Below are 20681 nucleotides of genomic sequence, written 5' to 3'. Positions count from 1 at the left end.
ACTGACATCGGCGAGGGGGCGGCCCCCCCCGGGGGGGGGGGCGCCGGGGGCCCCCCAACGACGATCGGGTGTTGCGCCCTCGGCGGCGGCGGGGGTCGTCCACTCGGGCGTCGACCGGCGTGCCGGCGCCGCGTCGGCCGACGGGTCGGCGACGGTCGGGTCGGAGGTCGGGATCGCCACGGTCGCCCATGAGTCGACCGGTCCGGACGGCGCGGCCGCGGGAGCAGGGGCGGCCGCAGGAGCAGGAGCGGACGCGGCCGGGCCGCCGGTCGGGTCGGCGGACGCCGGGCCGGTCGCGGCCACCCGGTCGCTGCCCGCCGGACGCGGCTCGGTCGCCGGTGCCGACGACGGCGCCGCGGACGCAGGTGCACCACCGCGAGGCGCCGCGCCGCCCTCGGAACGGTCGGGCGCCGATGGGGCCGGGGTGCGATCGCCCATCACGCGCGGCACGAACTTGACCTGCACGCCGAGCACCTCGGCGATGGCGCCGCGCAGGAGCTCGGCCGGACTCTGGAGGCCGGTGGCGCCGCGAAGCTCCTTCACGTCGTTCTGGCTGGGGAACCCGAGGACGAGCACGGCGTCGTCGGAGCGGTAGTCGATGACCTTCGCCGTGAGCGCGGCCATCCAGGCCGTGCGCTTGGTGCGTTCGAGCACGCCGAGGATCTCGGGCCACACGTCGCGCACCTGCTCGAGCGTCACCGGCCCGACCGGGACCGCACGCGCCGCGGGCTCGACGGGCGCAGCGGGTTCGGCCGGCGGCACCGGGGTCGGCGGCACGCCCGGCGCCGACGCCTCCACCGGTGCGGATGCCACGGGCGCGGACGAATCGGCCCGGGGCGAGCTCGCCTGCGGAGCACTCGCGCGCGCGGCCGGCGCGGCGGTCGTCGGCTCGGCCGGCGCAGCGGCGGGCGCCGGAGCCGGCGGCGCGACCGAGGCCCGCCCCGGCGACGCGGCGTCGCCTGCGGCATCCGTCACGCCGACCCGGCGTTCGAGCCGCTCGACCCGGGCGAGCGCGCCCCGCTCGGTCTCGTCGCTCGCGGGCACGAGCACGCGCGCGAGCATGAGCTCGAGGTGCAGGCGCGGCGAGGTGGCGCCCGTCATCTCGGTGAGGGTCTGGTTGACCAGGTCGGCGACTCGCGAGAGCTCGGCCGCGCCGAACGCGGCCGCCTGCGCGGCCATGCGCGTGAGCTCGTCGGTCGGCACGCCGCGGAGCACCGCGGCCGCGGCCTCGGGGCTCGTCGCCGCGACCACGATGAGGTCGCGCAGGCGCTCGAGCAGGTCTTCGACGAATCGCCGCGGGTCCTGGCCCGTCTGCATGACCCGGTCGGCCGCCGCGAACGCGCCCGCCGCGTCGGCCGAGCCGATCGCATCGACGACCTCGTCGAGCAGGGCGCCGTGCGTGTACCCGAGCAGCGCGACCGCGCGCTCGTACCCGACCGTCGACCCCTCGGACCCCGCGATGAGCTGGTCGAGCAGCGAGAGGGTGTCTCGCGGCGAGCCGCCGCCGGCCCGCACGACGAGCGAGAGCACGCCGGGCTCGACGGTGACGCCCTCGTCGTCGCAGAGCTGCTGCACGTAGTCGAGCATCGGCGCGGGCGGCACCAGCCGGAACGGGTAGTGGTGGGTGCGCGAGCGGATGGTGCCGAGCACTTTGTCGGGCTCGGTCGTCGCGAAGATGAACTTGACGTGCTCGGGCGGCTCTTCGACGAGCTTCAGCAGGGCGTTGAAGCCCTGCGGGGTCACCATGTGCGCCTCGTCGAGGATGAAGATCTTGTAGCGGTCGCGAGCGGGGGCGAACACGGCGCGCTCGCGCAGGTCGCGCGCGTCGTCGACGCCGTTGTGGCTCGCCGCGTCGATCTCGACGACGTCGAGCGAACCGCCGCCCGCACGTGAGAGCTCGACGCAGCTCGGGCACGTGCCGCAGGGCGTGTCGGTCGGCCCCTCGGCGCAGTTCAGGCAGCGCGCGAGGATGCGGGCCGAGGTCGTCTTGCCGCAGCCGCGCGGACCGCTGAACAGGTAGGCGTGGTTCACGCGGTCGGTGCGCAACGCCGTCATGAGCGGCTCGGTGACCTGCGACTGGCCGATCATCTCGGCGAAGGTCTCGGGCCGGTATCGGCGGTAGAGGGCGGTGACCACGCGTCAATGCTAGTCGCGCCGTCCGACAGCGCGTCCGGCGTGGATCGGCGCCCGTGACGGCGGGCGGGCATAGGATCGGTGGACCGCATCGGCGCGGGTTCCGACATCCGCTCGACCGGTGCACGACGACGGAGGTGGTCACGTGACGGGGATCCGCAGCGCGGAGCAACTCGAGCGCTTCCGGGAGCTGCTGCTCGCCGAACGCCGGGAGGCCGAGGAGCGTCTCGCCGAGCAGAGCGAGGGCATCACGGCGGTTCGCGAAGCGAGATCCGACGGCTCGGTCGACGACGAGCACGATCCCGACGGCCCCACCATGAGCCAGGAGTGGTCGCAGCGCACCGCGGTCCTGCACGACGTCGAGCACGAGCTCGTCGACGTGGAGCGCGCGCTCGCGCGCATCGACGACGGCACCTACGGCGTCTGCGAGAAGTGCGGGCAGAAGATCTCGGTCGCCCGGCTCGAGGCGCGGCCCACGGCGACGCTCTGCATCGACTGCGCGCGCAAGGTCCGCTGAACCGCGCCGCACCCCGCGAGGCGACCGGTCAGCGCACCGCCTCGGTCGCCGCCTGCGCGGCATCCGCTGTCGCGCCGGCCTGCGCATCGCCGTCACGATCGACGACGGATGCCGCGCGCCCGGCACTCGACAGCCCGTCGAACGATCGCAGCACGAGCGGACTCGCCCCGAGCACCGCGTAGAGCACGGCCGCGCCCGCGAGCACGCCGCCCAGTCCGAACGCCTCCACCGTGACACCCGCGAGGAGCGCGCCCACCGGCATCGACGCGGCCACACCGGCCGTGAGGGCACCGAACACCCGTGCGCGCATGCCGTCGGGCACCACCGAGTACAGCGCCGTCGCGATCATCGGGTTGATGGCCCCGGCCGCGAGGCCCGACGCCGCGAGCACCGGGAACAGCACCTCGACGGGTGCCCCGAGCGCCATCGCGGCGTAGGGCGGCGCGCCGGCGAGCACGAAGCAGATCGCGAACATCGTCCGTCCCGACGCGCGGTGGCCGATGATGCCGAACAGCGCCGAGCCGGTGAGGGCGCCCGCGGCGAAGCAGCCGACCATGAACCCGAGCACCGCCGGGTCGCCGAGCACCTGCGACGCGTACACGGGCTTCAGCACGGTCATCCCGGCCGCATCGATCGCGTTGGTCAGCGTGACGAGCAGCACGATCCCGCGCGCGAGCGGGGTGCGCCAGACGAAGCGGATGCCGGCGATGAACGCCTGCACGCTCGACCCGGCGGTCTCGGCCGCCTCGTCCGGCTCGGGGACTCGGTCGCCGCGGAGCGCCGCCGGCCGCGGCACGAGGAGTGCGACGAGCAGGGCGGAGACGGCGAAGCCGGCGGCATCCGCCACCAGCGCGGTCATCGGCCCCGCGAGCGCGACGAGCGCCCCGGCCACGCCGGCCCCGACCATGGTCGCCGTGCGCTGCACCGCCGACTGGGCGCCGGCCGCGCGGGCGAGCGGGATCCGGGCCAGGGCGGCGAGATCGGGCATGAGGACCGTCTTCGCCGTGTCGCCCGGGGCGTCGAGCAGCCCGCCGAGGAACACGAGCGCGAGCAGCGCGCCGAACGAGAGCAGCCCCGCGGCATCCAGCAGCGGGATGGCGAGCACCGTCACCCCGCTCGCGATGTCGGCGGCGATGCTCGATGCGCGGTAGCCGAAGCGGTCGACGAGCACGCCGCCGAGCGCACCGCCGACCACGAGCGGTACGGTCGCGAAGATGCCCGCGACACCCGCCGCGAGCGGGGAGCCGGTCTGCTGCAGCACGATGATCGGGATGGCGACGAGGGCGATCGCGTTGCCGGCGAGCGAGCAGAGCTGCGCCGCGTAGAGCGCGAGCAGCGGGATGCGGCGACGAGGCGCCGCGGCCGGCCGCGTGGCATCCGCTTCGGAGTTCACGCGTCGGCCCTCGGGAAGACGTGGGTGATCCAGCGCACCGGACGCGCGCCCTCGCGCGGCTCGCGACCGCGCGCCCACCAGCGTTCGCGCACCGCGGCGAGCTCGGCCCCGAGCTCCTGGAACTCCTCGAGCGTGAGGTGCGCGGCGCCGTCACTCGAGTCGGAGGCGGCGACCCACTCGGGTTCGAGCCCGGACTCAGCGTCGAGCGCGCCGAGCAGTTCGCGATGGTAGGCCTCGAGCACGGTGCGGCGCAGGGCGTCGGATGCCGCGCGGCGGTCGGGATCGTCGACGAACTCCGCCGACTGCCAGCTCGTCACCTCGTGGGCCGACCGCCACCACCGCTCGCGCCGGTCGCGCGCGAGTTCGGGCGCCTCCTCGACGAAGCCGTGCTTGGCGAGCGTGGACACGTGGTAGCTGATGGAGCCCGCGGCCTCGCCGGTGCGCTCGGCGAGCATGCCGACCGTGGCCGGGCCGTCGATGCGCAGCAGGCCGAGCAGGCGCAGGCGGACGGGATGCGCGAGCGCGCGCATCGGCCCCGCGTCGTGCAACTGGATGCGGTTCGAGTCCGGGCGGCGGTCGTCCATGCCGCGAGGCTACATCTACAAGAAGTCTTGTACAAGTGTTGTTGTGAAATTGACCGCCCGCCGGCCGGCCGCTGACCCTGCCGGCCGGCGGGGTCAGCGGCCGACGACCTCGACGGTCTGGCGGGCGATCTCGAGCTCCTCGTCGGTGGGCACCACGAGCACCTCGACCCCGGCGCCGTCCGGCGAGATGCGGCGCGCTCCCCCGCGAGCCGCATTGCGCTCCGCATCGACCTCGATGCCGAACCACTCGAGCCCCGCGAGCGCCCGCGCCCGCACCGGCGCGGCGTTCTCGCCCACGCCGGCCGTGAAGACGACCGCGTCGAGCCGCCCGAGCTGCGCGGCGTACGCCCCCACGTACGAGCGGATGCGGTGGCAGTACACCTCGAGCGCGAGCTCGGCGCGCGCATCACCCGACCCGGCCGCCGCGACCAGGTCGCGCATGTCGCCGTGGCCGCCCAGCCCCAGGATGCCGCTGCGCTTGTTGAGCAGGTCGTCGACGCCGGCGACGTCGAGGCCGGCACGTCGCTGCAGGTGCAGGAGCACCGCCGGGTCGAGGTCGCCCGAGCGGGTGCCCATCACGAGTCCCTCGAGCGGGGTCATGCCCATGCTCGTCTCGACCGAGCGACCGCCGTCGACCGCGCACGCCGACGCCCCGTTGCCGAGGTGCAGGACGATGAGCTTCAACTCCTCGACCGGGCGCCCGAGGAAGTCCGCGGCCGCGCGCGAGACATACTGGTGGGACGTGCCGTGGAACCCGTACCGGCGGACCCGGTGCCGCGCCGCGACCTCGGCGTCGATCGCGTACGTGTACGCCGCGGGCGGCATGGTCTGGTGGAACGCCGTGTCGAACACGGCGACATGCGGCACCGACGGGAACGCACGCTCGGCGGCGACGATGCCCGCGAGGTTCGCCGGGTTGTGCAGCGGCGCGAGCACCGACAGCTCGTCGATGTTGATCTTCACGAGCTCGGTGATCACCGTCGGCTCGAAGAACCGCGCGCCGCCCTGCACCACGCGGTGGCCGACGGCCACGGGCGGACGTTCCTCCAGCGACGGGCCGTGTTCGGCGAACGCCCGCAGCATCCACGCGAAGGCGGCGTCGTGGTCGGGCACGTCGAGCTCCTCGCGGAACGTCGCGCCCGTGGCATCCGTGTGCCTGGCGGTGCCCGGCGGCCGCCCGATGCGCTCGACGAGGCCGGTCGCGAGCGCCTCGGCCGACTCGACGTCGACCAGCTGGTACTTCAGCGACGACGAACCGGAGTTGACGACGAGGACGATGCTCATGCGGGGCTCCCGGGTCTCGATACGCGCGCTCCGCGGGCTACTCGACCACCGGGGGCTCTCATGCGGGGCTCCCGGGTCTCGGTACGCGCGCTCCGCGGGCTACTCGACCACCGGGGGCGCTCATGTCGCGGCCGCCTGGATCGCCGTGATCGCCACCGTGTTCACGATGTCCTGCACGAGCGCGCCGCGCGACAGGTCGTTCACGGGCTTGCGCAGCCCCTGCAGCACCGGGCCGATCGCCACCGCGCCGGCCGAGCGCTGCACCGCCTTGTACGTGTTGTTGCCCGTGTTGAGGTCGGGGAACACGAACACGGTCGCCCGCCCCGCGACATCCGATTCGGGCATCTTCGTGCGCGCCACCGCCGCATCGGCCGCCGCGTCGTACTGGATCGGCCCTGCGACCGGCAGCTCGGGAGCACGCTGCCGCACGAGCTCGGTCGCGAGCCGCACCTTGTCGACATCCGCCCCCGAACCCGACTCGCCCGTCGAGTACGACAGCATCGCGACGCGCGGCTCGATGCCGAACTGGTCCGCCGTCTGCGCCGACGAGATCGCGATGTCGGCGAGCTGCTCGGCCGTCGGATCGGGAACGATCGCGCAGTCGCCGTACACCAGCACCCGGTCGGCGAGCGCCATGAGGAACACGCTCGAGACGACCTCGACGCCCGGCCGGGTCTTGATGAGCTCGAACGCCGGGCGGATCGTGTGCGCGGTCGTGTGCATCGCACCGGAGACCATGCCGTCGGCGAGGCCGAGCTCGACCATCATCGTGCCGAAGTACGACACGTCCTGAACGGTGTCGCGCGCCTGCTCGAGCGTGACGCCCTTGTGGGCCCGCCGACGCTGGTACTCGTCGGCGAACCGGTACACGAGCACGTGGTCGTGGTTCGACAGCACGGTCGCCTTCGAGATGTCGAGGCCCAGGCCGATGGCGCGCGAGCGGATCTCGATCTCCTCGCCGAGGATCGTGAGGTCGGCGACGTCGCGCGCGAGCAGCGTCGCCGCGGCGCGCAGCACGCGGTCGTCGTACCCCTCGGGCAGCACGATGTGCTTGCGCGCCTCGCGCGCCCGCGCGAGGAGGCCGTACTCGAACATGAGCGGCGTCACCACGTCGGTGCGGGCCACGTCGAGCCGGTCGAGCAGCTCGTGCCCGTCGACGTGCTTCTCGAACAGGGCCAGCGCGGTGTCGCGCTTGCGCTGCGACTCGGCGGCGAGCCGGCCGCGCGTGTGGGTGATCGCGAGCGCGGTGTCGTAGGTCGTGAGCTCGGTGCGGATGATCGGCAGGTCGGACTTCAGGCCCTCGATCAGCCGCTGCACCGTCTCGGAGATCGGGAACCCGCCGTTCAGCACGATGCCCGAGATCGACGGGAACGTCGCCGACGCGTGCGCCGTCAGCACCCCGAGCAGCACCTCGCTCCGATCGCCCGGGACGACCACGACCGAGCCCTCGATGAGCCGCGTCAGCACGTTCTCCATCGACATGGCCGCGATCACGGCGCCGAGCGCCTCGCGCTCGAGCAGCTCCGGGTCGCCCGCGTACAGCTCGCCGCGGAGCGCGTGCATGATGCTGCGCATCGACGGCGCGACGAGGAACGGGTCCTCGGGCACCGCCCACACGGCGACGGATGCCGCATCGACCGACGCACGACCGGCGGATGCCGCGGCCTCCGCTGCCCGCCGCACCGCCGCGCGCAGCGCAGCCACCACATCATCGAGCCGGTCGGGGTCGGCGCGGTTCGCGACGATGCCCAGGACGGTCGCGTGCTCCCGCTCGAGCTCCTCGAGCGCCAGCTCGGTGAGCTGCGCGAGCTCCTCGGGGGTGCGCGAATCGGTGTAGCCCAGCCGCTCGCTCGCCCCTCGGCCCTGCGGCACCCGGCCGCCGACCGCGAGGAGCACCGGGGCGCCGAGGTTGGCCGCGATGCGCGCGTTGTAGGCCAGCTCGGTGGGGCTGCCGACGTCGGTGTAGTCGGAGCCGATCACGACCACGACGTCGCAGCGGGACTCGACGGCCTTGAAGCGGCGGACGATCGTCGCGAGCGCCGCCTCGGGGTCGGCGTGCACGTCCTCGTAGGTGACGCCGATGGCCTCGTCGTAGCCGAGCCCGATCACGCCGTCGTGCGCGAGGAGCAGCTCGAGCACGTAGTCGCGCTCCTGCGTGGACCGGGCGATCGGCCGGAACACGCCGACCCTCGTCGCCCGGCGGCTCAGCGTGTCGACCGTGCCGAGCGCGACCGTCGACTTGCCGGTGTTGCCCTCGGCGGAACAGATGTAGATGCTGTGCGCCACGCGAGCCAGCCTATTGGGCGGCCGAGACGTCGAACTGGGAATCACGGGCGAGTCAGGTCGGGCGAGCGGATGCCGCGGGCCCGAGCCGGCACGGCCGCGCCCGACGCGGTTCGCGGTCGGCGCTCGCTCGGGTAGACTGTCTCAGGCTCCTCACGTGGCGCCATCCAGGCCAACTCCCCCAGGGCGGAAACGCAGCAAGGGCAACCGGGCTCTGGCGGGTGCGTGAGGAGTCCCAGGAGGATTCGCCTAGTGGCCTATGGCGCACGCTTGGAAAGCGTGTTGGGTGAAAGCCCTCGGGGGTTCGAATCCCCCATCCTCCGCTGACGAAATGAGCGCCGTGCCCGAAGGGTGCGGCGCTCGTTTCGTCGATGGACGCTGCGATTCGAGGAGGAGGGAGGGCGGAGCCCGACCGACGGGGTCCCCCATCCTCCGCGGACGAAATGAGCGCCGTGCCCGAAGGGTGCGGCGCTCGTTTCGCGTTCAGCGAGGCCGCGCGCGCGGTCTCCCGGGACCCGATCGGAGGGCGCTCTCCGAGACCGGTCCCCCTTAATGCCGATAGCGGCGAATGAGGGAACGTCGGATCATTGAGCACGATGACAACGGCACCGGTGAGCACGACGCGTGGGGACGCGGGGGACTCGTCCGCCGGTGCCGCGACGACCGCGGACCGGGGCCTCGGGGTGCTCATCCTGAGACCCCGGCCCACGCTCGCCCGCAGCATCGGACTGCCCGTCCTCGCCATGGCGGTGCCGCTGTTCGTCACCGTCGTGTGGGTGCTGGGTCCGCTCGGCCCGGCCGCCCTCGCCGCCGCGATCGCCGGCGTGCTCGTGTTCGCCGGGTTCGCGGCGCTCGCGTGGCACCGGTACCGCCGCACACGCATCCAGGTGAGCCGACTCGGCCTGGTCGAGTGCGGCTTCTTCGGCCGGCTCCAGCGCGTCGCACGCGACGAGGTCGCCGGCGTGCTGCGGCTCGACACCTACCGCGGCGACACGCTCGAGACCGTGCACCAGCTCTTCGTGGTCGATCGCGCGGGCCGATGCCTGGTCCGCATGCGCGGCACGTTCTGGGACGACGACGCCATGGACGCCGTCGCCCCCGCGCTGGGCGTGGAGCAGGCGCTGCGCAACGAACCCGTCACCCTCGCCGAGCTGCGGGCCTCCGACCCGGGCCTCCTGTACTGGTTCGAGGGGCTCGGGCTGCATCGCCCCTGACTCACGGAGCCGGCGGCGTCTCCTCGGTGACCGCGCCCTCGCGCTTCAGCTTCTCGGTCGGGGCGGGCGTCGTCGTCTCGGGCACCGCGTCGGCCGGCGGCGACTCGAGCTGCTTCGCGTTCGGGGCGAGCGCACGATCGAACACGTTCTTCAGCAGCTGCGACATCCGTGAATCGGAACCGAGCCCGAGCACGAACGTGAGCGAGCCGGCGCTGAACACGAACCCGCCGTTCGGCCGCTCCATGAACACCATGTGCGACTTGCGCGAGTGCTGGCCCTCGGCGATGGTCTGCGCCGCGGTCGCGTCGCCGCCCAGCCCGAGGCGGGCGTCGACCTCCCACCCGCTCGCCGGCCCGTTGAGGCCGCTCGAGCCGAACGTGTCGCCGACCTTGAGGCCGGTGCCCGCCCAGAGCGGATGATCGCGGGTGACCTTGAACGGCGCGTAGCTGCCCCAGAGGTTGCCGTCGTAGGCGACGCCGAAGATCTGCGACTCCGGGAGGCCGATGCGGCGGTACTCGTCGCGCGCGCCGGCGGCCCGGCGGAACGTGACGGTCTTCGCCGCGGAGTCGTACGTGACCCGCTCGTAGATGCCGTTGCCGCCGAGGTACAGCAGCCGACCGCCCGTTCCGAGCCAGGCGATGAGGTTGGACCGCATCGTCTCGGTCCAGTACTCCGGGTGCGTGGTCAGGACGAGTGCCTGGTAGCCGTTCAGCCAATCGGCGGACTCGTGCAGGTCCTGGTCCTCGTACATGTCGTACGAGATGCCGCGCTGCGTCATCCACCGCAGCAGCGTCACGTCGCTGTACCACAGGTGGTCCCGGATCCCCGGCGGGGTGAAGGGGACCTTCGCGTGCGGCGTGAGCATGGACATCGTCCGCCGACTCGACCCGTTCCCGACGGTGTACTGGTTGTGGCCGCCCCAGTGGTTGTAGGAGCGATAGGTCAGCGTGGGCAGCAGGACCGCGATCGGCGCCGTCGGCTGCGTCGGGCGCACCGTGAACGGGATGTCGCGCGTGAGCCCCTCCGCGGCCTGCAGTCGCACCGAGTAGAGCCCCGAGGGCCAGTCCGCCGGCACGTCGAAGGTGAGCGACACGGGCCAGTTGCAGCCGGCGGTGCGGTAGTTCGAGGGCAGGATGCGGATGCCGCCGTTCAGCGTCACCGGCTGCCGGACGGTGTCCGGGGAGGCGCCCGCCGGAGCGACCCGGACGACCGAGGCCTGATACGTGGCGAAGCTCGTCGACACCGCCACCGAGGCCGTGCCGCCCTGCCGGACGTCGAGCGTGGTCGCGTAACCCTGCAGCGCCGCCGTCGCCTCGACCGTGAAGCCGCTGCCGATCTGCTTGCCGCTGCCGGCGTACCAGGCGCCGCCCTGCGTTCCGGCGTTGGTCCACGTCGTGAGCCGGTACGCGAGCAGCTTGTCGTCGAGGTTCGGCACCTCGTCCTTGTCGAGCTGGACGCGGTAGAGCGCGCCGGATCCCGCGCAGATCGCGGTCTTCTGGGTCGTCTCCGCCCAGCCGTTGCCGATCGCCTTGCCGCTGCCCGTGGCCCACTTGGTGCCGTCGTAGCGGTACCACTTGAGCGTTCCCGCCATCGCGTAGATCACGCCGCCGGAGTCGCCGACGAGGTCGCTCATCGCCTGCCATCCGTTGCCCACCTTGCCGCGGCTCGTCCAGGCACCGCTGCCGGTCGTGCCATCGGTGCGGTTGTAGCGGAAGTAGTGCAGGTCGCCGTTGCCCGCGACGCCCCAGATGACGCCGTCGTAGCCGCCGAAGAGCCGGGAGAACGAGGTGAAGCCGTAGCCGATGCGCGACCCGCTGTTCGCCGCCCACGACCCGGCGCCGGTGTTCCAGTCGCTGACCACGTACCGGTACCAGATCAGGTCGCCGTTCGGCCGAAGCCCGAAGAGAGTGCCGTTCGAACCGGCGAGGACCGTCACGAAGCTCGCCCAGCCCGTGCCGATCTGACGCGCGATGCCCGAGTTCGCCCACGACGAGCTCACCGTCGCCCAGCCCGCGTGCCGGTACCAGAGCAGCCGGCCGTCGGCCTGGATCGCGTAGATGACGCCGTTGCCGCCGCCGATCAGGCGGATGAACTTCTGGCGGGGATCGATGCCGTCGATGGCCGAAGCCGATGATGCGCCGATCCCGAGGGTCGTACCGCCGATCATGGGGGCGGCGACGCCGATCGCCGCGCCGGCCTGCAGTACGGTGCGCCGGGAGAGGGTGGGTCCGCCGTCGACCTCGGGTGCGGTCGCGGTCTCGTTCGGGTTCATGAGGCCTCCTCGTCGTTCGGGTACGACGTGAGGGCCACTCTGCCACCGGCGCCCCTGCGGCGAGAGCCCCGGTTCGGGGGACGTTTCCGCCGTCTCGTCGGGCCTTCTCGCTCAGCGCGCGGCGATGCCGAGCAGCGGCGCGTCGGGCCGGCTCGACGGCAGCTCGTGGAAGCCCAGCCGCTCGTAGAACGCCCGGGCGCCCGCGTTCGCCGGGTCGAGCCCGAGGTGCAGGGCGGGGACGCCCCGCTCGGCGAGCGCGGCACGGAACGTGTCGATCAGGCGCCGTCCGAGGCCCTGGCCCTGCAGGTGCGGCAGCAGGTCGATGTGCAGGTGCGCGGGGTACCGCGCGAGTTCGGCGATCCGCATCCGTTCGGGGTCGCCGCCGTCGGCGATGAGCTGCGCCTCGCGATACGCGGGCCGGTGCGAGGTGGGCGGCCCGGGCGACGGATGCCGCTCCCGGAAGCCCGGCGCCCACGCTCGCGCGTACCAGTCGATGAAGGCGGCGGTGTCGGCGACGCCGAGCACGTACCCGCCGACCCGCCCCGCGTCGTCGACCGCGACGAAGGCGAGGTCCGGGGCGAAGGCGACGTACGGCAGCGCGTAGACCTCGGGCATGAGCGCGTCGTCGGAGTAGACGCCCCTCGCGTCGCCGCCGGCCGCCGCCGTCCTGAGGCAGATCTCGGCGACGGCATCCCGGTCGTCGGAGCGGTACGGACGGATGCCGGGCACGGGCGGCCCGCTCACCGCCGCTTGGCCATGCCGAAGATACCGGTGAGCACCTGCGTGATGACCTTCTGCGTCGACTTCGACCCGAGCACCTGCTCGAGCGTGGAGCGCTGCGGCGAGCGCGAGCGCGAGCGCGTCGTGCCGGAGGTCTTCTTGAGCAGCCGGTCGTACTCGGCCTGCGCCTTCTTCTGCGCCTTCTCCTCCTCGGCGCGGATCTTGGCCTGCATCTTCTCGTACTCGGCGGCGGCTTCTGCCTGCGCCTCGGCGGCCTCCTCGGCGTCGGCGGCGGCCGCGGCATCCGCCATGCGCTTGGTGAGCAGCTCGTGCGCCGATTCTCGGTCGATCGCGGTGCCGTACCGGGCCATGAGCGGGGATGCCGCGACGGCGCGCTCGACCACGTCGTGCGGGCTCGGCGACATGGAGGCCTGCGGTGCCCGGAGGCGGGTCCAGGCCACCGGGCTCGGCGCGCCCTTCTCGTTCATGACGGTGACGATCGCCTCGCCGGTGCCGAGGATGGTCAGCGTCTCCTCGAGGTCGTAGCCGGACTTGGGGTACGTCGAGACGGTCGCCCTGAGCGCCTTGGCGTCGTCGGGCGTGAAGGCGCGGAGCTGGTGCTGCACGCGCGAACCGAGCTGGGCGAGCACGTCGGCGGGCACGTCCTTCGGGGTCTGGGTCACGAAGAAGACGCCCACGCCCTTGGAGCGGATGAGCCGGACGGTCTGGACGACCTGGGCGAGGAACTCCTTCGACGCGTCGCGGAACAGCAGGTGCGCCTCGTCGAAGAAGAACACGAGCTTGGGCTTGTCGAGGTCGCCGACCTCGGGCAGGGCCTGGAAGAGGTCGGCGAGCAGCCACATGAGGAACGTCGAGTAGAGGGCGGGCTTGTCGGCGACGCCCGGCACCTCGAGCATGCTGATGACGCCGCGTCCGTCGGGCGCCGTACGGAGGAACTCGGCCGTGTCGATCTCGGGCTCGCCGAAGAAGACGTCGGCGCCCTGGTCGGCGAACGCGATGAGCTCGCGAAGGATCACGCCCACCGTCGCCTTCGACAGGCCGCCGAGTCCCTCGAGCTCGGCCTTGCCGTCGTCGCTCACGAGGTAGGCGAGCACGGCGCGCAGGTCGTCGAGGTCGAGGAGCGCGAGTCCGTTCTTGTTGGCGTAGTGGAAGACCAGCCCGAGGCTGGACTCCTGCGTGGCGTTCAGGCCGAGCACCTTGCTCAGCAGGAGCGGCCCGAATCCCGAGATGGTGGCACGGATCGGCACGCCCGTGCCGACCCCGCCGAGCGAGAAGAACTCGGTCGGGAAGCTGGCGGCGGTCCAGTCCTGCCCGATGCCGGCGGTCCGCTTCAGCAGCTTCTCGTTGCCCTCGCCGGGAGTCGCGACGCCGGAGAGGTCGCCCTTGATGTCGGCGGCGAAGACGGCGACGCCGTTCGCCGAGAGCTGCTCGGCGAGCACCTGCAGGGTACGGGTCTTGCCGGTTCCGGTCGCGCCGGCGACGAGCCCGTGACGGTTCGTCATCGCCAGCGGGATGCGCACGGGCACGTCGGGCCGAGCCTCCCCGTTGACGAGCGCGCCCATCTCGAGCGCGGGACCCTCGAAGGCGTAGCCGGCGCGGATGGCCTCGACGGCGGCGTCGTCGAGCGGGCCGGCCTCGGAGGTCGCCGGGTCTCCCGGTGCGTCCGTCGCCGGCGGGGGCGCCTGCTGCGCTTCGAGGGCGGCCTTCGCGAGCGCGGCCGCCTCCTCCGCCCTGCGTATGGCCTCGGCAGCCTGTCGCTGCAGTTCCTCGGCCGCGCGGGCCGCCTCTTCCGCTGCCTGCTGCGCCTGCTGGACCGCGTCATCCGCCATGTCCGGATCCTAGCCCGACCGGATGCAACACGACCGGAACGCGATTGTTACGTGCATTACATCTAGCGCACATGTAATGCAAGTTGTAACGTAACGGGCACTCAATGACGAGAGGAGTGCGAATGCGCACACCGCGGGCCGCGGCGACCATCGCCGTCGCGAGCACCATCCTGATCTCCCTCCTGGGCACCGCCGCCCCCGCGCACGCGGCGGGAAGCTCCGGCAACCTCATCCTCATCGGCGGCGCGCTGAACGAGAACGCGCAGATCCTGCAGCGGATCGTCGCCGATGCCGACCCCGACGGCAGCGGCCCCGCACGGGCGCGGATCGCGATCGTCACCGCCGCCTCCGCCCCCGCCGCGAACGCCACCGAGGCGGCCGACCCGAACGCCAGCAACGCCGCTGCGAACGGGCTCTACTACGCCGACCTCTTCCAGCGGTTCGGCGCCGACACGTACCGGGTGCCGATCGACGTCGCCACGAACTACAGCGGCGACCCCTACGTGCCGTCGAACGCGTTCAGCACCGCCGTCGCCGACCAGGTCCGCGCCTCCACGGGCGTGTTCCTCTCCGGCGGCGACCAGTCCCGCTACGTCGCCACGCTCATGCAGTGCGCGCCCGCGAGCGGCAACGCGTACACCAGCTGCACCGATACGCCGGTCCTCGGCGCCATCCGGTCGGTGCTGAACGGCGGCGGCGTGATCGCCGGCTCGAGCGCCGGACTCACCATCCAGAACGGCGCCGCCATGGTCACCGGCGGCGAGTCGTACGAGGCCTGGCGGTACGGCGCGTACGCGGGCACGGGCGTCGGATCGAAAGACCTGACGTACTCCCCCTTCGGCGGGTTCGGGTTCTTCACCGAGGGACTGCTCGACAGCCACTTCGGCACGTGGGGCCGCCAGGCCCGCATGATCGCACTCGCCGACCACGTGGGCCGCGACCTCGTCGTCGGCGTCGACGAGACCACCGCGCTCGTCTACGACCGGGCCACGCGCCAGGGCACGGTGATCGGCGCGAACGGGGTCTCGGTGCTCGACCTGTACGGCGCCGACATCGTGGGCACTCGCGCCGAGGGCGTGCGCTGGCACTACCTCGTCAACGGCGACCGCATCGACTTCGGGACCCTCGCCGTCACCGCCGGCGCGACGAAGCGCACGGGTGCCGGCACGGGTTCCGGCCCGGCCGTGAAACGCGACATCTGGGACTCGCCGTCCGGTTCCGGGGGCACCTCGTCGATGGTGATCCAGGCGAAGGCGCTCGTGAAGAGCTCCGCGTCGGTCGCGCAGGGCACGACCTGGGAGCGCCGACCCACCTACCGCACCTACCTCGACCGCGTGAGCGGCACCCGCTGGTGGTCGACCGGCGGGTTCGAGGGACTGGAGGTGTCCTTCATCCCCGAGTAGGCCGCACCGCACACCGCAGACCCGCATCCCGATCGAGAGGAACCCATGACCCCCCGCACCACCGCCGCCGCGACCATCGCGGCCACCATCGCCGTCGCCTGCCTCGTCGGCGCGAGCCCCGCCGCCGCCGCGCCGAAGCACGGCACGACGTCGGCGCCCGCCGGCAGCCTCGTGCTCATCGGCGGCAACCTGAAGGAGAACACGACGATCCTCCAGCGCATCGTCGACCTCGCCGATCCCGACGGCGACGGGCCCGCGAAGGCGCGCATCGCGATCGTCACGGCCGCGTCATCCGCTGCGAAGACCGCCGCGGAGGCCGCCGACGACACGCTCAACAACGCGTCGGCGAACGGCCTGTACTACTCGGCGCTGTTCGAGCGGTTCGGCGCCGAGACGTACGCCGTGCCGATCGACACGGCCGTGAACTTCGCGGGTGATCGGTACAAGCCGTCGAACGCGAACGACCCGAAGGTCGCCCGCGAAATCGCGAAGGCGACCGGGGTGTTCTTCGGCGGTGGCGACCAGATGCGATACGTCCGCACCCTGTTCGACTGCAAGAACGCCGCGAGCGAGGCGTTCACGTCGTGCACCGACACCAAGGTCATGAGCGCCGTCCGCGGCGTGCTCGACCGGGGCGGCGTGGTCTCCGGCGTGAGCGCGGGCACCACGATCCAGCAGGGCGCCGACATGGTCACCGGCGGCGAGCCGTACCAGGCGTGGCGCGACGGCACGACGCCCGGCTACCTCGACGACGCGTCGGCGCTCGCGCACCTGCCCTACGGCGGGTTCGGCTTCTTCCCGGAGGGCCAGCTCGACAGCCACTTCGGCACCTGGGGCCGCCAGGCGCGCATGATCAAGCTCGCCGACCAGACCGGCCACGACCTCGTCGTCGGCGTCGACGAGACCACCGCGCTCGTCTACGACCGCGCCACGCGACAGGGCGAGGTCATCGGCCGCAACGGCGTGTCGCTGCTCGACACCTCCGAGACGGTCATCGAGGGCGCGGTCGGCACGGGCACGCGGTGGTCGTACCTCGTCGCCGGCGACCGGGTCGACTTCGGCACGGGGGTGATCACGCCGGCCTCAGAGCGGCGCACTGGGGCGGGCACGGATGCCGCGCCGGCGCCGGTCGCGGACGTGTGGGACTCGATCGACAACCCCGACGCGGGCGTGTACTCGCTCGTCGACCTCGGCGTGGCGCTGGTCGCCTCCGTCGCCGACCGTGCCGAGGGCACGACCTTCGAGACCGACCCGCAGTACCGGACGGTGCTCGAGCGCACCGCCGGCACCTCGTGGTGGGACGGCGGCTTCGAGGGGCTGGCGATCACCATCTCCCCCGCCGACTGAGCGGAGGACGCGCGGACCTCGCGCAACGGCGACGGCCGGGCCCCGATCGGGCCCGGCCGTCGCCGTCTCCGCCCGGAGGCGCCCGGCGTCAGGCGAGGATGGTGAGCGGATGCTCGATCCGCGCCTGGAACGCCGCGAGCCAGCGCGCGGCGACCGCGCCGTCGAGCACGCGATGGTCGGCGGAGAGGGTCACGCTCATGACCGTGCCCACCTCGAGGACGCCGTCGACCACGACGGGGGCCCGCCGGGCGGCGCCGACCGCGAGGATCCCGGCGTGCGGCGGGTTGATGATCGCCGTGAACTCGCGCGTGCCGTACATGCCGAGGTTCGACACCGAGAAGCTGCCGCCCTCGATCTCGTGCTGGCGCAGGCCCCCGCTGCGGGCCCGTTCGGCGAGGTCCGCGATGCGCCGGCCGAGCTCCGAGACGCTGAGCGCCTCGACGCCGCGGACGACCGGTGTCACGAGCCCGTCGTCGAGGGCGACCGCGATCGCGATGTCGGCCGCCCGGTGCTGGAGCACGCCGTCGTCGCTCCACGTGCGGTTCGCCTCGGGCACGTCGGCGAGCGCGCCCGCGACGGCCTTCACGACGAGGTCGTTGAGCGAGACCTTCACGGTGCCGGCCGCGTTGAGCTCGCGACGCAGCTCGAGCAGCCGGTCGACGCGGCACTCCGCGGTGAGGTAGAAGTGCGGCACCTGCGTCTTCGACTCCACGAGCCGTCGCGCGATGGTGCGCCGCATCCGGGTGTGCGGGATCAGCTCGGCGTCGGCGCCGGGCGTCGTCGCAGGGGCGGGCGGTGCCGGCGACGTCGAGGCAGCGGATGCCGCGGGCGCCGCCTCCTGTGCGGGCGCCGCCTCGGCACCCGGAGCCGCTGGCTCGGCCGACGCCGCGCCCTTCGCGGCGATGAGCGGCTCGACGTCGCGCCGGACGATGCGCCCCTCGGGTCCCGACCCGGTCACGCCGGCGAGGTCGATGCCGTGCTCACGCACCAGGCGCCGCACGAGCGGGCTCATGAACCGACGACCCGCGTCGGGCGCCGGCCCGGTCTCGCCGCCGCCGTCGGGCGATGCGACGTCCTCCTGCGAGGCGGTCGACTCGTCGAACGCCGGCTCGGCGTCGGCGACCGGCGCCGCGGACTCGGGATCGGCGGGTGCGTCGCCGGCGGTCGCGGCCGGTGCGGGCGCGGCATCCGTCGACGTCGTCGCCTCGCCGGGCTCGCCGACGACCGCGATCGGCGCGCCCACGTCGACCAGGTCGCCCTCGGCGACGAGCAGTTCCAGCACCGTGCCCGACACCTCGGCCGCGTACTCGACGACCGCCTTGTCGGTCTCGATCTCGGCGAGCGGCTGGCCGACGGCGACCTCGTCGCCGACCGCCACCGACCACGACTGGATCGCGGCCTCGGTCGTGTTCGCGAGCACCTCGGGCATGCGGACCGTGGTGGCCATCACGCACCTCCCGCGTTCGCGCGGACCGTCTCGAGGGCCGCGACGACCTCCTCGGTGCGGGCGATCGCCGCGCGCTCGAGCACGCGCGAGATCGAGGGCGACGTCTCGGAGCCGGTCACCCGCTGCACGGGCTGGTCGAGCCAATCGAACAGCCGCCGCTGGATCTCGTCGGCGAGCCAGCCGCCGTACGACGTGCCGCGCGCGCCCTGCTCGACGATGAGCACGGCGTTCGTCTTCTTCACGCTCGCCTCGATGGTCGCCCAGTCGATCGACGCCCGGTCGAGCCAGCGCAGGTCGATCAGCTCGGCGTCGACGCCGGTCTGCTCGATGGCCTCGAGGCTGTGCCGCACCATCGAGAGGTAGCTGATCACGGTGACCTCGCTGCCCTCGCGACGGATGGCGGCGGTGCCGGGCGGGATCGCGTAGTCCAGGTCGCCGGCGATGACCGTGTCCTTCTCGTTGTAGAGGTCGACGTGCTCGATGACGAGCACCGGATCCTGCAGGGCGAGCGCCGCGTTCATGAGTCCGACGTAGTCCTCGGCGGTCGACGGGGCGACGATGCGCCATCCGGGGCTGGTGGCGAAGACGCCCGCCGGGTCCATCAGGTGCTGCGAACCGTACCCGGAGCCCATCGCGACCTTGGTGCGCAGGACGAGCGGCACCGGGTTGTCGCCGCCGAACATGTGCCGGGCCTTCCCGATCTGGTTGAAGACCTGGTCGGCGGCCACCCACATGAAGTCCGGGTACATGAACTCCACGACCGGGCGGAAGCGCCCGTCGAGGGCGAGCCCGCCGCCGAGACCGGCGAACGCGTTCTCGCTGATGGGGGTGCCGAGCACCCGGTCGGGGTAGGCCGCCGAGAGCCCCTTCGTGGCGCCGTTCGTGCCGCCCTTCAGGCGGTGCACGTCCTCGCCGAGCACGACGATGCGCTCGTCCTCGCCCATGCGCCGCTCCATGACCCCGGCGACCGCGTCGACGAACTTCAGGCCCTCGCGCTCCCGGTCGTCGTCCGTGGGCTCGAGCGCGCGCAGCGACTCCAGCTCGCTGCCGTCGCCGCGCACGCCGACGTCGACGAATGCGGGATCGGGCCAGAGCTCGGGGCGGATGCGTCGCCGCCCCTGGTGCTCGGGGTCGTCCTCGAGCAGCTCGCCCGTCGCGGCGTCCATCGCGGCGACCGCCTGCGCGCGAACTGCGTCGACCTGCTCGCGCGTGAGCCGGCCGAGGGCGATGAGTTCGGATGCCACGCGCTCGAGCGGGTCGCGTGCGCGCCACTCCTCCTCCTCCTGCTTCGTGCGGTAGCCGAACGCGCTGCCGGGGTAGGGGCCGTTCTGGTGGAAGTAGCGGTAGACCTCGGCCTCGACGATGACCGGTCCTCCGCCGGAGCGCATGACCTCGGCGGCCTCCTGCATCGCGAGGTGCACGGCGAGCGGGTCCATGCCGTCCACCCGCCACGACGGGATGCCGAAGCCCTGGCCCCGAACCGAGAGCCGGGTGTCGGCGACGGCCTCCTCGATGCGCGTCGAGACGGCGTAGAGGTTGTTCTCGATGAAGAAGCAGACGGGCAGCTTCCACGCCGCGGCGAGGTTCATCGACTCCAGGACCGAGCCGATCTGCGCGGCGCCGTCGCCGAAGTAGTTGATGGTGAGGTCGGTCGTGCCGGCGTGCTTCTGCGCCCACGCGTTGCCGGTGGCCATCGGGGCGCCGCCGCCGACGATCGCGTTGGTCCCGAGCGCGCCGGCCTCGAACCACTGCAGGTGCATCGAGCCGCCCCGACCCCGGCAGTAGCCCTGCGCGAGGCCGAGGATCTCGGCAAGGGTGCGCTGCAGCACCTCCTGCACCTCGGGCGTGACGAGCTCGCCGAGGTCGAGCCGGCCGCCCGAAACGTGCGTGATGGCCTTCGCCAGGAACTGGTGGTGGCCGCGATGCGATCCGTTCACGGCATCCGTCGACCGGAGCCCGACGATCGAACCGACCGCGCCGCCCTCCTGGCCGATCGACGAGTGCGCCGGACCGTGCACGAGACCGTCGGCGGCGAGGTCGAGCACGCGCTCCTCGAACGCGCGGATGAGGTGGAGCTGGCCGAGCATCGTCTCGAGCAGGGCCGGATCGGCGGCCTTCCAGTCGGCTGCGGTGGTCGTGAGCTCGACCCACTCGGGGGTGGGCTCGAGGCGTCGTCGTCTCGGCATGGCGGTGGTCCTCCGTCGGCGGCCCGGCGCGCGTCGGTGCGGCGGGCG

The 20681-nt window shown here is 72.9% G+C and carries 13 protein-coding genes, 1 tRNA gene, 1 other RNA gene and 1 pseudogene; 6 read left to right on the top strand and 10 right to left on the bottom strand.

What is annotated here, in order from left to right:
- Positions 1-33: 33 nt before the first annotated feature.
- A pseudogene (locus M1L56_RS01320) lies at positions 34-2136 on the bottom strand (DNA polymerase III subunit gamma and tau); the annotation flags it as partial.
- A 118-nt stretch (positions 2137-2254) separates the two neighbouring features.
- Between M1L56_RS01320 and M1L56_RS01315 the strand changes: the two are divergent.
- Positions 2255-2650 (top strand): TraR/DksA C4-type zinc finger protein, encoded by a 396-nt coding sequence (locus M1L56_RS01315; RefSeq protein WP_248597838.1) that lies wholly within the window; start codon positions 2255-2257, stop codon positions 2648-2650.
- Positions 2651-2678: 28 nt separating this feature from the next.
- Here the strand turns inward: M1L56_RS01315 and M1L56_RS01310 are convergent, their stop codons facing one another.
- The 4 genes from M1L56_RS01310 to pta all read right to left on the bottom strand — a co-directional run bounded on the left by M1L56_RS01310 (position 2679) and on the right by pta (position 8197).
- Complete coding sequence (locus M1L56_RS01310; protein WP_248597837.1) at positions 2679-4043, bottom strand: MFS transporter; 1365 nt, start codon at positions 4041-4043, stop codon at positions 2679-2681.
- Positions 4040-4627: a helix-turn-helix domain-containing protein gene (locus tag M1L56_RS01305; protein ID WP_248597836.1), complete on the bottom strand. Its 588-nt coding sequence runs from the start codon at positions 4625-4627 to the stop codon at positions 4040-4042. Before M1L56_RS01305 ends, M1L56_RS01310 begins: the two co-directional genes overlap by 4 nt.
- A gap of 93 nt (positions 4628-4720) precedes the next feature.
- Entirely contained in the window at positions 4721-5911 is a 1191-nt protein-coding gene (locus tag M1L56_RS01300; protein ID WP_248597835.1) for an acetate/propionate family kinase, read from the bottom strand.
- A gap of 120 nt (positions 5912-6031) precedes the next feature.
- Positions 6032-8197 (bottom strand): phosphate acetyltransferase, encoded by a 2166-nt coding sequence (pta, locus tag M1L56_RS01295; protein ID WP_248597834.1) that lies wholly within the window; start codon positions 8195-8197, stop codon positions 6032-6034.
- Positions 8198-8338: 141 nt separating this feature from the next.
- Between pta and ffs the strand changes: the two genes are divergently transcribed.
- The 3 genes from ffs to M1L56_RS01280 all read left to right on the top strand — a co-directional run bounded on the left by ffs (position 8339) and on the right by M1L56_RS01280 (position 9408).
- Positions 8339-8435: signal recognition particle sRNA small type (gene ffs, locus M1L56_RS01290), an RNA gene on the top strand.
- Positions 8433-8517 (top strand) — tRNA-Ser (locus M1L56_RS01285). The genes ffs and M1L56_RS01285 overlap by 3 nt, the downstream gene beginning before the upstream one ends.
- Positions 8518-8805: 288 nt before the next feature.
- Complete coding sequence (locus M1L56_RS01280) at positions 8806-9408, top strand: hypothetical protein (RefSeq protein ID WP_248597833.1); 603 nt, start codon at positions 8806-8808, stop codon at positions 9406-9408.
- 1 nt (position 9409) lies between these two features.
- Here the strand turns inward: M1L56_RS01280 and M1L56_RS01275 are convergent, their stop codons facing one another.
- The 3 genes from M1L56_RS01275 to M1L56_RS01265 all read right to left on the bottom strand — a co-directional run bounded on the left by M1L56_RS01275 (position 9410) and on the right by M1L56_RS01265 (position 14250).
- Positions 9410-11680, bottom strand: coding sequence for a N,N-dimethylformamidase beta subunit family domain-containing protein (locus tag M1L56_RS01275; protein WP_248597832.1), 2271 nt, complete (start codon positions 11678-11680; stop codon positions 9410-9412).
- Positions 11681-11791: 111 nt separating this feature from the next.
- Positions 11792-12409 carry a GNAT family N-acetyltransferase gene (locus M1L56_RS01270; RefSeq protein ID WP_082847184.1) on the bottom strand — a complete coding sequence of 206 codons (618 nt, stop codon included), beginning with the start codon at positions 12407-12409 and terminating at the stop codon, positions 11792-11794.
- A gap of 11 nt (positions 12410-12420) precedes the next feature.
- Positions 12421-14250, bottom strand: coding sequence for a helicase HerA-like domain-containing protein (locus tag M1L56_RS01265; protein ID WP_248597831.1), 1830 nt, complete (start codon positions 14248-14250; stop codon positions 12421-12423).
- A 122-nt stretch (positions 14251-14372) separates the two neighbouring features.
- Here M1L56_RS01265 and M1L56_RS01260 point away from each other — a divergent pair, with 122 nt between their 5' ends.
- Both M1L56_RS01260 and M1L56_RS01255 read left to right on the top strand, forming a co-directional pair.
- On the top strand, positions 14373-15653 hold the full coding sequence (locus M1L56_RS01260; RefSeq protein WP_248597830.1) for a cyanophycinase: 1281 nt from the start codon (positions 14373-14375) through the stop codon (positions 15651-15653).
- A 45-nt stretch (positions 15654-15698) separates the two neighbouring features.
- On the top strand, positions 15699-17000 hold the full coding sequence (locus M1L56_RS01255) for a cyanophycinase (protein ID WP_248597829.1): 1302 nt from the start codon (positions 15699-15701) through the stop codon (positions 16998-17000).
- Between the two features lie 88 nt (positions 17001-17088).
- On the opposite strand, the gene M1L56_RS01250 is transcribed toward M1L56_RS01255, so the two are convergent.
- On the bottom strand, positions 17089-18447 hold the full coding sequence (locus M1L56_RS01250) for a dihydrolipoamide acetyltransferase family protein (RefSeq protein WP_248597828.1): 1359 nt from the start codon (positions 18445-18447) through the stop codon (positions 17089-17091).
- Positions 18447-20633: a thiamine pyrophosphate-dependent enzyme gene (locus M1L56_RS01245; protein ID WP_248597827.1), complete on the bottom strand. Its 2187-nt coding sequence runs from the start codon at positions 20631-20633 to the stop codon at positions 18447-18449. Before M1L56_RS01245 ends, M1L56_RS01250 begins: the two co-directional genes overlap by 1 nt.
- Positions 20634-20681: the final 48 nt, after the last annotated feature.

This window comes from Agromyces sp. C10, assembly GCF_023217995.1.
GTDB lineage: Bacteria > Actinomycetota > Actinomycetes > Actinomycetales > Microbacteriaceae > Agromyces > Agromyces indicus.
Note: the sequence above shows the minus strand (reverse complement) of the source record. Positions and strands in the feature narration are given on the sequence as shown.